The sequence below is a fragment of the Adlercreutzia shanghongiae genome, from assembly GCF_035830635.1.
Lineage (GTDB): Bacteria > Actinomycetota > Coriobacteriia > Coriobacteriales > Eggerthellaceae > Adlercreutzia > Adlercreutzia shanghongiae.
In genome coordinates this window covers 191,913-204,962 of the sequence record NZ_JAYMFI010000009.1, presented here as the reverse complement: position 1 = coordinate 204,962, position 13,050 = coordinate 191,913, and the positions used below count along the sequence as shown (strand labels likewise).

Annotated in this window: 9 protein-coding genes; 1 reads left to right on the top strand and 8 read right to left on the bottom strand. The window is 62.6% G+C overall.

Going from position 1 to position 13,050, the window contains the following annotated elements; genetic code table 11:
• Positions 1-93 precede the first annotated feature (93 nt).
• The 6 genes from VJ923_RS05665 to VJ923_RS05640 form a co-directional block, all read right to left on the bottom strand.
• Complete coding sequence (locus VJ923_RS05665) at positions 94-1,365, bottom strand: ATP-binding protein (protein WP_326439426.1); 1,272 nt, start codon at positions 1,363-1,365, stop codon at positions 94-96.
• A gap of 59 nt (positions 1,366-1,424) precedes the next feature.
• Positions 1,425-2,906 carry a cytosine permease gene (locus VJ923_RS05660; RefSeq protein ID WP_326439425.1) on the bottom strand — a complete coding sequence of 494 codons (1,482 nt, stop codon included), beginning with the start codon at positions 2,904-2,906 and terminating at the stop codon, positions 1,425-1,427.
• A gap of 139 nt (positions 2,907-3,045) precedes the next feature.
• Complete coding sequence (locus VJ923_RS05655; protein ID WP_326439424.1) at positions 3,046-3,318, bottom strand: hypothetical protein; 273 nt, start codon at positions 3,316-3,318, stop codon at positions 3,046-3,048.
• Between the two features lie 173 nt (positions 3,319-3,491).
• Positions 3,492-4,811, bottom strand: a complete 1,320-nt coding sequence (locus tag VJ923_RS05650) for a GntP family permease (protein WP_326439422.1) — start codon at positions 4,809-4,811, stop codon at positions 3,492-3,494.
• Positions 4,812-4,959: 148 nt separating this feature from the next.
• A complete protein-coding gene (locus VJ923_RS05645; RefSeq protein ID WP_326439420.1) occupies positions 4,960-5,703 on the bottom strand; it encodes a 4Fe-4S dicluster domain-containing protein in 744 nt (247 codons plus the stop codon).
• Between the two features lie 25 nt (positions 5,704-5,728).
• Positions 5,729-8,383: a molybdopterin-containing oxidoreductase family protein gene (locus tag VJ923_RS05640; RefSeq protein WP_326439418.1), complete on the bottom strand. Its 2,655-nt coding sequence runs from the start codon at positions 8,381-8,383 to the stop codon at positions 5,729-5,731.
• A gap of 407 nt (positions 8,384-8,790) precedes the next feature.
• Between VJ923_RS05640 and VJ923_RS05635 the strand changes: the two genes are divergently transcribed.
• Positions 8,791-9,732, top strand: coding sequence for a LysR family transcriptional regulator (locus VJ923_RS05635; RefSeq protein ID WP_326439416.1), 942 nt, complete (start codon positions 8,791-8,793; stop codon positions 9,730-9,732).
• Between the two features lie 65 nt (positions 9,733-9,797).
• On the opposite strand, the gene arsS is transcribed toward VJ923_RS05635, so the two are convergent.
• On the bottom strand, positions 9,798-11,942 hold the full coding sequence (gene arsS, locus VJ923_RS05630) for an arsenosugar biosynthesis radical SAM (seleno)protein ArsS (protein ID WP_326439414.1): 2,145 nt from the start codon (positions 11,940-11,942) through the stop codon (positions 9,798-9,800).
• A 3-nt stretch (positions 11,943-11,945) separates the two neighbouring features.
• The gene (locus VJ923_RS05625; protein WP_326439412.1) at positions 11,946-13,034 is read right to left on the bottom strand and encodes a GTP-binding protein; all 1,089 of its coding nucleotides are present in this window, start codon (positions 13,032-13,034) and stop codon (positions 11,946-11,948) included.
• Positions 13,035-13,050 lie beyond the last annotated feature (16 nt).

Genomic DNA, 13,050 nt, shown 5'->3' with positions numbered 1-13,050 from the left:
CGAATAAGTTCTTCTCGTTTCACCTGTTCGTCAGCCATACGCGCGCTCCGTTCAAAAAGTTATACCCAGTGTAACGCTTTGGAAGAAACGCCCTTACAGAGGACTCCCCTTAAGAAACTCCCTCAAGGACATATGAATAATGCCATCATGCGAATAATCCATCGGGTCCAGGCTGAGCACGTACTTCGGATAAGCATCCCTTACGTCCAGCAACGGTGCGAATTCCCTCTGACGCACGCCTTCATCGATGAGGGACTGACTCACTTGCACATAAACCTTACCCTTATGATTCACGGCAATGAAGTCGATCTCTTTTCCGTCTATTCTGCCAACCGTCACCTCGTATCCACGCCGCAGCAATTCAATGAACACAAGGTTCTCTAGAACATGCCCGTAATCGCGGGGTCGCGTTCCCAGAAAAGCATTCCTCAAACCAGGATCGACAACGTAATACTTTGGATTGGTCCGCAATCGCTCGCGTCCTCTTATATCGTAACGAGAGCAGCGATACAAAACAAAAGCGTCGCACATAAGGTTGATGTATCTGTCAACGGTGTTGGCCGTAATGGAATAGCCAGAGGATTTGAGGGTTGAAGAAACCTTATGCGCCGAGACCTCCGAGCCGATGTTGTCGAGCAGAAACTGGGCGACCCTCCTGAACATCGAGCTGTTCTCGATTCCTCCACGCTGCATGACGTCTCTCGTCACGACCGAGTCCACGATACCGCTCAAGAGGGCATCGACGACCTCGGGGCTCTTTGCCAAGGCAACAGCAGGAAACGACCCATCCGTCATAAAGGCATTGAAAATGCTCTCGTCAGATTCGAGATACAAAGTCTCGCTGGGAAAGAGATCGGACGAGGGATACACCGCCCGAAAGCGCTCGAACTCACATAAAGAAAGTGGATACATTTTCAACTCGACATATCGTCCCGAAAGATACGTGGCACCCTCCCCCGCAAAGAGTCGAGAGTTAGAACCGGTGACACATATCTTGAGCGGGAAGGAGGTTCGCAGGCTATTGATCGCCCGCGCCCACTCCTCAATCTCTTGCGCTTCATCTACGAGAAGATAGAACTGGTCGAACGCCTGGCGGTCAATCCTCTCTTCAATATAGCGGTGAAGACAAACGGGGTCCCTCATCTCGTCAAACATCATGCTTTCAAAGTTGATGGAAATAATCTGTTCGGAAGCAATACCTTGTTCAAGAAGCCACGCTTCGTACATTCTTAGCAGGGTCGACTTTCCACAACGACGCACACCGGTTATCACAACAACCGTATCAACATCTTGCAACGAGGTAAGTCGCTCCAAATATACTGGTCTTTGAATCATATTTTCATCCAGACTGAGAATTTCGTTCATGATTAAACAATTTCTCATTCTAAATGAGAAAAGTCATCGAGACAAGTACATCGAACCCCCTACCCGATCACGTCGGCGCGGACCTTGTCGCGCAGAATCCAGCTGACGGCAATGTAGGCGACCATGGTGAGCGGGGCCACGACGAGGAAGGGCACGGCCACGAGGTTCGTGGCGTACAGCACGCTGCCGATGACGGTGACCACAGCGATAGTGCCCACGCCGCGCCAGTGCACCGCCTTCTCGGGCTTGGCCATGTCGATCTCCTGCTCCCCGATGCCCATCTTGCCGCGCACGATATAGTAGTCGGTAATGAGCAGCACGCACCACGACGAGGTAAGGATGGAACCGTAGCTCATGAACGCGTTCACCTGGTCGAGGATGTTGCCCAAGATGAAGGCAAGCCCAATGGCGTTGGCGCCCACAACGGCGGCGACCCAGGGAATGGAGCGCCCCGTGAGCGCGTGCACGAGGTTCGACACCGCGTTCGCGCCCCCGATGGAATTCGAGGTCTCCACCTTCATCTGCGACAGGCAGATGATGGCAAGGCCCACCCCGCCCGCAGCGAGCACGAGCGACACGCCGGGGTTCGTGACCGCCGCGTTGGCAGCCAGCGTCGGGTCCATGCCCTGGGCGCTGAAGTACTCCACGGACTTGTCGAAGCCGTAGTAGACGATGAGCGCGCCGAAGAGATAGGTGACGATGGCAAAGAGGCTTCCCGTGAGCGAGATGGGCACCAAATCGCGCTCCTTGCGGGCAAAACGGGTGAAGTCGGCCGCGAACAGGGCCAAAAGGCCGCTCGTCATGATGGCGTAGTTCACCGAGTAGGCAAATCCCTCCAAAGGCTGCACGCCGGGGATGAGGATGCCGTGGGTGGCCGCGTCGACAAGCTGCCCTTCCGCGGCAATGAGATAGACCACGTATCCCATGACGCAGAACAAGGCGATGACGAAGACGGCGTTCATGCGCGCGATGATCTTGGTGCCGAACAGCGCCATGAGCACCCACACGCACGAGATGCCAATGAACAGCGCCCAGCGCGCCCACTCCCCCTCCCACCCGAAGGCGAACAGGATGGCGTTGCCGAGCTGCACGGTGCCCACGGCGAGCACGCCCACGAGCACGAAGATCCAGATGATCGAGCCTGCCGCCGAGCCCTTCTTTCCGAAGATGAGGTAGCGGGACACCACGTTGTTGGGCAAACCCTCGCGAAAGCAGATGCGCCCTACGAGCCAGGTGAGCACGAACGAGAGCGCAAAGGTGATGGCCACGGTGACGCCGCCCATCTGGCAGCCGGCGTAAAAGGCCACGATGCCGCCGCCCATGAGCTTGGAGAGGCTAGATACGACACCGGAGAGAATGGCCGCGATATCCGGCCAGGCGAGACGCTCCGATTGCGGAACGCGTTCGAACAGCGACACTTGGGCTGTCGCCGACCCCTTCTTCTTCGGGGAGCCCTCCCCTTCCGACGGCGCGCGTCCCCTCGAGCGCTTCGCCACGTCGGTCGTCGGCTTTCCCTTGGCCTTCTCCTCGTTGACACCCATCGGCACCTGCCCCCTTCTCGAACAATCGACGGATGATCCCTTCCCGAAGGCCCCCCACCCCTCGCAAGGCGTGGGGCCTTCGGGAAGGGAGCTGGGCACATGTCCCAGCTCTCCTTACATGCGCGTTAGGCGCTGGTCCCTAGGCACTCGGCGGCTTCGGGGCGCCGGGGGCCTTGGGGGCCGCCGGGGCCGAAGGCGGCTTCGGGGCACCGGGAGCCGCAGGGGCGCCGGGGGCGGCCGGGGCCGCGGGAGCGCCCGGTACGGGCTTGCTGCCGTTCAGATAAGGCGTGAAATCGCAGCCGCAGAACGGGCAGCTCTTAAGCTCGATGCCGTCAACGGCCTCGATGGTCTTGTGGCACTCGGGGCACTCGGCCGGACCCGAGGCGGCCGCGCTGGCTGGTCTGAAGCACATGGTGGTCTCCTTTTCGTCGAACGGTCGCGCCGCTTTTGCGGCACATTTCTATCCGAACGCCTGATAAGGCAGGCGCAAATCGGTGGCGGGGGGCAGAGCCTGGAGGATGCCCGCCCTCCCGAAGGGGAGGCGCGCGTATTATGCGCGCCTCCCTCTCATTGGGGCCGTCTGGCCTAGTAGATGCCCACGTTGGCCATGATGATCATGACCACGAGCGCGCACATGCCGGCGCCAATGGAGATGGCGGCGATGTGCTTGTAGGAGTTCTTGTGGTTCAAGCCCATGGCGGCGAGCATGCCGAACATGGCGCCGGAGTTGGGCAGAGCGCCGCCGATGGTGGCGGAGGTGGCGATGATCTTCGCCAGGGCGGCCGGGTCGACACCGGTGGCCAGGTAGGGCTCCAGGAAATTCTGGGCGATGATGCCCACGGCACCGGAGCCGGAGCCCATGATGCCACCGAGAGCCGCAGCCATGGTGGCGGCGGACACATAGGTGCCGCCGGGCATGTTGAAGATGGCCTCGTAGATGACCGTGAAGCCCACAGAGGCGGCGGCCACGGTGCCCACGCCCACGGCAGCGGAGGTGAACACGGCCGGGCCCACGCCGGCGACAGCGCCCTTGCCGAGCGTGTCGCGCAGGCTCGGCAGGTACTTGAAGAAGCAGATGATCGAGACGATGACGCCGCAGACCATGCCGATGTACACGACGTTCTTCATGCCGGTGGCGGACAGGCCGATGATGACGGCGATAAGCACGATGAGCGGCAGGATGGCCAGGCCCACGGGCGGGATGTTGGTGTCGGCCTCCACTTCCTTGTCGTCGGCGTCGGCGACGAAGTGCTCGCCTTTGGCCTCAGCGCGCTTCAGGGCGAACTTGATGTAGACGCAGCTCACCACGATGGCGATGACGGAGCCCACGATGCCCATGATGGGAGCGGCGGTCAGCGACACGCCGCAGCCGTTGGCGGCGTTGATCCAGGCCACGGCCGGCACGCCGGGGATCATGGCCATGGTGAACGAGCAGGCGGCCAGAGACCAGGCGGCGCAGAACAGATGCCACGGGATATTGCACTCGCGGAACATCGGGCGCGCCAGCGGGATGAGGGCGAACATGGCCACGAACATCGAGATGCCGGCGTAGGTGAGCACGGCGCCCACCGCGGAAATGCCGAGCAGCACCAGATACGGGCTCTTGGTGCCCACCTTGTTCATGACGAACTGGGCAATGGACTTCGCAGCGCCCGACTTGTCCATGAACTCGCCCATGATGGCGCCGCCCATGAAGATCAGCAGGTTGCCGCGGATGAAGCCCGCAAGGCCGGTGACATAGGATGTCTCGGCGCCGACCATGGATTCCATGATGTCCATGCCGTTGGTCAGCGCGATGACGATGGCGGTCACGATGGACGTGATGAGCACGTTCCAACCCTTCATGGCCGCGATGACGAAGAAGACGAGACCGGCGATAATGCCGATAACTCCGATCCACTCCATTGGTTTTCCCCTTTCCTAGAGGTTTCTCTTCTCCTCTAAGCCCCCTTGCAGATCCTCCACATCCGCAACAGAGCATAGATACTTCGTAAGGCGGGACGGGCACCCCCTCGAAGACGCCCGCCCCGCAAGCCGCAGACGATACGGGCGATTAGGCCATATCGTTGCGGGTGGCGCGCATGAGCTCGATATTCGAGCCGTGCTTCATCTTCAGGCCGTCGCGGCCGATGGTGCCCTCGTCGAAGGCGGTGAGGTCCTCTTCGCTCTCGAACATGGTGCCGAGGTCGCCGCGCTGCTGGTTAAGGGCGATGGCCTCCTTCACGTCGTAGGGCAGAAGCGGGGTCTTCTCGCGCGGGTTCCAGATGAGGTAGGCCGGGCTCGTCGCGTCGGGGGCGGGCATGCCCTCGCAATAGCGCACGTCGCCGTACTTCTCGATGAGCTCGTCGAGCGGACCGAAGTCGAAGGCGCGCAGCGGGCAGGACGCAGTGCAGGCGGGCTGCTTGCCCTCGGCCAGGCGGTCGACGCACATGGTGCACTTGCTCATCTTGCAGTCGGGCTCATCGGTGGCGAACTTGGGCGCGCCGTAGGGGCAGGCGTCGTAGCACTTGCGACAGCCGGTGCACTTGTCCTGGTCCACCAGCACCGCGCCGTACTCGTCCTCCTTGTACAGGGCGCCACTCTCGCAGACCGCCACGCAGGCGGGGTTCTCGCAGTGGGCGCAGCTGAAGGCCAGAGAGCGCAGGCGCAGGTTCGGGAACGTGCCGCTCTCCCACTCGTAGACACACATCCACTTCTCGGCGCCCGGCTCAATCTCGTTCCAGTCCTTGCAGGCGATGCTGCAGGCCTGGCAGGCGTAGCAGCGGTTCATATCGAAAAAGAATCCGTACTGGGTCATGGTTCCTCCTTTCGGGTGCAATCGGCTAGGCGTTCTCGGCGGCGGAAGCGGCGGCCTCCAAGGCCACGGCCGCCGCGTCGCGGGCGCCGTCTTTCTGGGCGAGGCGGTCGCGGCAGGCAACGGCCACCATGGCGCCGCGGGCACCGCCGCGCTCGGCCTCGTTGCCGTAGCCCTCGGCGTCGCCGTCGGCCACCTTCTCAACTTCCACCAAGCCGGCGATAATCAGAGCGCCGAGGATGTGGGGCAAGTGTCCGTCGTCCAGAAGGATGTTGGGCGTGCCGCGCATGTCCTGACCGAACACGTTCATCTCGGAGGTCTCTCCGTTGGTCTGATACCAGCCGCCATGGTGCACGGCTGCGGTGCCGGGCATGCAGCGGTTGGTGACATAGGCGGTGAGCAGCGTCTCGCCGCGATCGGAGTAGACGCGGCACAAATCGCCGTCCTTGATGCCGCGGGCCTTGGCGTCCACGCCGGAGATCCACACGGCGTGGCGGTAGACGTCCTCGCGCATGAAGGGGTTGTTGTCGTTGGAAGAGTGCTGGCGGTACACCGACACGGGCGTGACGAGCGAGAGCGGGTAGTCCTTCACCTTCGGGTTGTAGAAGCCGTCGTTGGAGGCGCTTCCGATATCGCCCTCCACGTAGCTGGGGCTCCACACCGGCATCGGATCGAGGCGGCCGCGCCAACGGCTCTCGGTCATGTCGTGGGTCTTCACGAAGTTCGAGGAGAACTCGATCTTCTTCGTGGGGGTGTTAAACGGGCTCTCGCCCTTGTCCATGGCGGACTTGAACGGGTAATAGGGCTCGTCGATCTCGGTGCGGACGACCGGGTTGGCGTTGAACTCCTCCCAAGTGGGACGGTGGTCGTAGCCCAGATAGGCCATGATGGTGGCATTGTCGGCCCACTTCTCGAAGGCCTCCTTGTAGATGGCCTCCTGGGCGTCTACCCAGTCCTCCACCGCCACGTCCTTCATGCGGGGGTTGTAGCCCTCGACGACCTCGTCGCCCAAGCGCTTGGCAATTTGCGTCCACACCCACTCCTTGGAGCGCACCTCGCCGGGGAAATCCAGGCCGCGGGCGCAGAAGGTGAAGTAGTTGCGCATGCCGTTGGGGCCGCTCACGAAGCGCTGGTGGCCGTACATGTACTCGTCCATGCCCTCGAACTGCCACACGGGCGCCGGCAGGATGATGTCGCACAGCTCGGCGGTGGGCTGGTTCATGTGCCACTGGAAGCCCCAGTTGAACTCGGTGTTGGCCATGCCGGCGAAGCGCTTGTTCACGTTCGAGTGGTTGTTGCCGTAGTTGTTCTCGAAGATGATCATCTGGATGTTGGGCAGCGGGCAGTCGTTGGTGGGGCTGCCGATGAGGTGACGGAACTCCGACTCCGTGATCTTGCCCGACCAGTAGTCGTCCTGGCGCGCGAGAATCTCAGTGAGGCAGTTGTTGTTGAACAGCACCGGCACCTGATAGTCGCCCGGATCGCGCTGCCAGTCGGCGCGGGGGGCGGGCACGCGGCCCGGGGTGGGCAGGCAGGCGCCGGACTCGCAGCCGCCGTGGCAGGCGATGTTGCCGGTCATGGCCTGGAGCAGCATCGAGGCCGAGGCGGAGTAGTCGCCCATGTGGCGCTTGGCGCAGGAGTAGAAGTACTGCAGGTGCACCGGCTTCTCGGTGCCGTACAGACGCGCGAACTCGCGGATGGTCTCGGCAGGCACGGCGGTGATGGGAGCGGCCCACTCGGGGGTCTTCTTCAGGCCGTCCTCGCCCTCGCCCATAACGTAGGCGCGCCACTCTTCGAAGCCCTCCTTATCGACCCACTCGTCGATGAAGGCGTGGTCGACCAGGTCTTCCTCGAAGAGAACCTGGGCCACGGCGAGCATCATGGCCAAGTCGGTGCCGGGGCGAATCGGAATCCACTGGTCGGCGAGAATCTCGGCGGACTGGGTGTAGCGCGGGTCGATGACGATGGTCTTCAGACCGTACTCGTGGGCAAGCTGCATGTAGTAGGACGTCGGGCCGAACCAGGCGACTACCGGATCCATGCCCCACATGATGAAGAGCTTGGAGTTGAACAGGTCGGGGGCCTCAAAACCCGGCAGGGAGTTCTGCAGGCCGCGGGTCACCTTGGTCAGATCGACGCCGAGATGCAGCATCTCGCCGGCGGCGTGCCCCGAGGTGGAGTGCTCGCCCCAGGCGCCGAAGCCCGCCTCCCACCAGGGAGCCAGCGGAAAGCCGTTCTTCTCGAAGCTGGGATACTGGGAATGGAAGATGCCGTAGGGACCGTACTTCTCCTTGATCTCGATCATCTTCTCGGCGATGGTGTCCAGCGCCTCTTCCCAAGAGATCTCGACGAAGTAGCCCTGGCCCGGGCCCTTCTTGCCTACGCGCTTCATGGGGTGCAGAAGGCGCGTGTCGGCGTGCAGCTCCTTCTTCCAGGAATGGCCCATGGCGCACGGGCGCATCTGCACGTTGCCCTTCCACGTGTTCTCCCAACCGCAATCCTCGCGCGAGTCGTTGGGGTTCACGGAGTCGTCGGGCTCAATGGCGATGATCTTCCCGTCCTTCTCGTGACACTTCAGCACACAGGCCGAGTCCCAGCACCCGTTGGCCGGGCAGGACGTGTAGAAGATGCGCTCGCCCTCGCGGCGCTTCTTGCTGGTCTCGATGATGCCTTGTTTGTCCATCGATTCCTCCTCTTCTTTCTCCTCGTTGCTGGAGACACAGAAAGAGTCCGGTTCGCGACTTGGGCCCGATCGATGTTGCCCAACTTCGGACGCTGCTGTGTCCAATGGCGTCATCATAGAGAGGAAGCATCATCGATAAGCACGACAGTCACCGATTCGCCGTCGCACTTAGTTGCAGGAGCTGCAAAGGTTCGCTACATGCAGGATTTGCTTACAACCATCGTCAAAATTCGCTTCACCGATTCGATGAAAGGCTCTGGACGCGGGAGGAACGGGCAGGTTTAATGTTGGCTTAAACACGCAAGTTTGGCAGCGACGGGGAAGCCTGCCGAAGAGAGCTTGACGAGATGGGCCGAGAAAATAAGGGGAACGCCGTCGCCACGCCATGCCGCCGACGAGGAGGAGCCATGCTGTTTGACGATATCGAAGTTCTGCTGGTTCTATCGAAGGCGAAAAGTCTCTCCCAAGCGGCAAATCAGCTTTACATGTCGCGCCCCGGCCTGTCGCAAAAAATTACCAGTATCGAGAAGCAGTTCGGCACCTCGCTCATCAACCGCACCTCCACGGGCATCTCTTTGACCCAAGCGGGCAAAGTGGCCGTGAAGTTCGCTCAGAACATGGCCGATATGGAGCGGGTCATGGCCTCCCAGATCGCCGCCATCGACGAGCACTTCCCCGCCAACATCACCGTGGGCATGAGCTTCGCCGACGGCGTGACGCTGCTGCCGCGCCTGGTGGCCCAGTACGTGCAGGAGCAGCCCGAGGCCCGGGTGCATCTGGATGCGGGCTACGAGCCCGATCTCGTGCAAAAGCTGAAGGACGGCGAGCTTGACTTCGCCATTTTGGAGAACCAGCCCTTGGAGCCCGGCATCGTCACCGAAGTGCTCGGCTACAAGCGGCTCGTGTTCTTGGCGCCGGACAAGGCCCCTTACAACCAAATGCCGGGGCCGGTTCCCATCGATACCCTGCTGAAGTGGCCCATGATCGTCTACGAATGGCATTCCGGCCGCCACATGGTGGGCAACCGCCATTTCCGCGAGCGCTACGGGCTCTCACTGCGCGACCACAACATGGTGGGCTGCTTCGACACCCACGAGGCCATGATCGAGGGCGTGAAAGCGGGGCTCGGCTGGGCGACGCTGCCCGAGTGCATCGCCAACCGCTACCGCAACGAGCCGGGCATCATCCGCTTCAAGGTAGCCACCGACACCATGTGGTATCCCGTGTCGCTCACCTGGCCCTCAAACGGCGCCCACAGCGACGAGGCGCGCGCGTTCGCCGACTTCATCCGCAAAAATGTTCCCGAGGGCTACTTCGCCAACAGCGCCGAGGCCGAGCTGAATTCCTAAAAGCGCCGCTTGCCCCTGCGATAAACCCCGCCAACGACGAGAGGCCCGAAGAGGGCCTCTCGTCCTTATGAGCGCTCTTTCACGAGCGAGCCGCCGCAGCTGGAGCCGAAACCGGCCGCGCAGCTGTAGCAGACGGGGTTCGTGCGCACGGTACGCTCGGGCAGGGCACCCGCGGCAAGGTCGGCCACGGTGGCGTCGCGCTTGCCCGCCCCATCTTTGGCAGGCAGCTGGATAGGCAGCCCCAGCACGTGGTTCACCTCGCAGTCGTACAGGCGCCCGTCCACATCCACGTTCACCTGGCCGCGGCACATCATGCGCTGCACGGCCAGGGCATTGAAGTTCTCCGCCAGAAGGCGCAGGTACTCGTCGAACAGCCCCGCATCCAGAAGATCGTGGGCGAAGCGGCCGAGCGGATAGTTGTTGAAGGCGTAGAGATGATCGAAGGCCACGCCCTCGCGCCGCTCAAGCTCGTCGCGGTAGAGGTCTTCCAGCATGTCCTGGGGCGGAGGCAGAAACGGGCCGGCCACGTTGTAGGCCAAATCGAGCACAAGCCCCTCCCCCTTCCCGTAGCCGCGCTCGTTGAGCGCGCGTATGGCCGAGACGGCCCGCTCATAGACGCGGTTGCCGCGCTGGGCATCGGTACCCTCGGCGTCGAAGTAGGGCAGCGAGGCCACAAGGGTCACGCCCTCTTCGGCGAACAGGTCCATAAGCGAAGCGTACTCCAGCTTTTCCAAAAGCGTCAGGTTCGTGCGCACGATGACCGCACCGCCCGCCTCTCGGGCGCGACGCGCCGCCTCGCGCAGAAACCAGGGGAAGTCCGGATGCAGCTCCGGGGAGCCGCCGGTAATGTCGAAGGTGGTAAAGCCCGCGGCCGTGAAGGCCTTAAGGCAGGCCTCCATGGTGGCACGGTCCATGGCCGCCTCGCTTTTCGGGGCGCATTCCAGATAGCAGTGTCGGCAGGCCAGGTTGCAGGCGTAGGTGATGTTCACCTGCAGCGTCTCGGAGCCGGCCGGGGCGCAAAGGGCTGCCGGCGCGTTCACCCGCTCTTCGAAGGACGGCTGCCCGATGCGGCCCAGGGCCTCTTCCAGATAGGTCACGTCCACCGCGCGCTTGCCCCGACGCGCCTCCACGGCGTCCTGGGCGCGGCAGAACTCGAAGGCGCCGCGATGGGCGCCCCTTTCACTGATGTCGAAGTGGGCGCCGTAGCGCGATTGCGCGAGCATCTCGGCCATGTTGCCGCTTAGGGCCACAGGCCGCCCCTTGATGAGGCGAATCTCCTCCGACAAGTCGAAATAGCGCGGCATCTCGGGAATCGTGCCCAAATAGCGCGCGGTCTGGCCCCAGTTCTCCTCGCCGTCCTCCAGGCCACAGGCCTTGATGGCCCGCACCGTGCGCGAGGTGAACCCGGTGAAGCCGAGCTTGGTCTCCAGGGCCAAGTCGCTCACGTGGATGTCGTCTATGGCGGTATATAGAAAGCTCGCCCACCCGATGCGCGCCATCATGCGGCGGAAATCCTCCAAGTAAATCGCGCCGCCGAGGCACTCCCCCAAAAGCACCGGGTCGCGGCGCAGCGCCTCGGGCATGCGCCGGTCGCAGAACACATCGGAGAAGTACAGCTCGCCGCCGGGCTTGAGCACCCGATAAATCTCGCGGAACACCTGCTCTTTGAACGGCGTGAGGTTGATGACGCAGTTCGACACGACCAGATCGATGGACTCGTCCTCGATGCCGAGGTCCGCCAAATCCTCGATATAGCCGCACTTGAATTCCACGTTGTTCTCATCGAATCCGAAGCGGCGCGCCTGGTCCTCCTCATGGGCTTGGGCCACGGCGAGCTGCGAAGGGGTCATATCTACGCCGATGACGCGGCCGGCCGACCCTACGAGTTTCGAGAGCACGTACACGTCGCGGCCCACGCCGCAACCCAAATCGAGCACCGTGCAGCCCTCAAGGGCCGGCGGGATGGGGCTTCCACAGCCATAGAACTTGCTCATGATCTCGTCGTCGATGAGCGGCATCACGTCCAGCACGTAGCGCGGCGGCGCGTCGGTGGCGCAGCACGTGGCATTGGTCTTCAAATCATCGGAATCGGCCAGGATGCTGCCGTAGTACTGGCGCACCTGCTCGCGAATGGAAAGCTCCCCATCGGGAATCTGCGAGATGTCCTGGGAGGGCACGAGCGCCCCGTGGGAAAGAGTCGTTCCCGCCATGGGCTACCGCCCCTCGTCGGCCATGCCGAAGCATTCCGTGAAGAACACCTGCACATCCAAGCCGTAGCGCTCGCAGATCTCGTCCACCGCGTCATCTACCAGGCGCGCCAAGGGGCGTGACTCGCACACAGCGCGGGCGTTGATGATCATGCGCATGTTCTTGTGGGCGCGCAGAAACCTCTGCTCGTATTCGATATCGTAATCCACGCCGATGAGCGACGCCTTGTTGAAGTCGCCGTTGCCCGAAGTAGCGAAGGTCTTCAGATGCGGCACGTTGCGCTTGCGCTCGATGAGCCCCAGGCGGATCTCCTCGATAAGATCGTCCACCACGGCGTTCATGTCGATCTTCTCGCCGGACAGCGTCTTGAAGAACAGGCGGCGGTTGTACCAGGTGAGCTTCGCCTCGGCCTGCTCGAACTCGCGGTTGTCGCGCACGGAAAAGTTCTTCAGCGCCGAGGTGCGGGTGGTCACGAACGCAGCCAGCTCGTCGATGCCCGTCTTCTCGCGGGCCGAGATGCAGAGCACCGGCACGTCGGGCACGGCGGTCTTCAGGAAGTCCACGTAGCGGTCGATATCGCCCTCCGCAAGGGTGTCGCACTTGTTCAGCACGACAAGGTCGGCCTCTTCCAGCTGCAGCTTCAAAAGGTAGACCAGCTCCTCGGGCAGGTTGATGTCGGCGCGCTCCGGCATGATCATGCGCAGGCGCTCCGGGTCCACGATGACCGTGAAGGGGGCCAGCGTGAACTCGTCGCCGTGCTCGCGGGCCAGGGTGTGGTACACGTGGTCCAGCGCCCCCACGCCGCAGCCGGGGATATCGCTCATGACGAACACCGCGCCGCTCTTGTCGCGCAGACGGCGAATCTGGTCGACGGTGTTGTCCATCTGGTAGCAGATGCAGCCCGAGGCGATCTCGGCCACGGTGCAGCCCGAGGTCTGGGTGAGCGAGGTGTCCACCAAATTCGCGCCCAAATCGTTGGCGATGATGGCGCTCTCGCCGAAGGTCCGGTTCAGATGCTCGGCCAGCGCGATCATCGTCGTCGTCTTGCCAGCGCCCAGAAAGCCGCTGACCACCATGAAGCGAATGGGTTCCACGCTCGCTCCCCTTTCT

Excerpts from the sequence above, each read along its gene's own strand:
- arsS (WP_326439414.1), bottom strand. The coding sequence starts at position 11,942 with ATGGCGGGAACGACTCTTTCCCACGGGGCGCTCGTGCCCTCCCAGGAC.
- VJ923_RS05635 (WP_326439416.1), top strand. The coding sequence starts at position 8,791 with ATGCTGTTTGACGATATCGAAGTTCTGCTGGTTCTATCGAAGGCGAAA.
- VJ923_RS05650 (WP_326439422.1), bottom strand. The coding sequence starts at position 4,811 with ATGGAGTGGATCGGAGTTATCGGCATTATCGCCGGTCTCGTCTTCTTC.
- VJ923_RS05645 (WP_326439420.1), bottom strand. The coding sequence starts at position 5,703 with ATGACCCAGTACGGATTCTTTTTCGATATGAACCGCTGCTACGCCTGC.
- VJ923_RS05660 (WP_326439425.1), bottom strand. The coding sequence starts at position 2,906 with ATGGGTGTCAACGAGGAGAAGGCCAAGGGAAAGCCGACGACCGACGTG.
- VJ923_RS05655 (WP_326439424.1), bottom strand. The coding sequence starts at position 3,318 with ATGTGCTTCAGACCAGCCAGCGCGGCCGCCTCGGGTCCGGCCGAGTGC.
- VJ923_RS05640 (WP_326439418.1), bottom strand. The coding sequence starts at position 8,383 with ATGGACAAACAAGGCATCATCGAGACCAGCAAGAAGCGCCGCGAGGGC.
- VJ923_RS05665 (WP_326439426.1), bottom strand. The coding sequence starts at position 1,365 with ATGAACGAAATTCTCAGTCTGGATGAAAATATGATTCAAAGACCAGTA.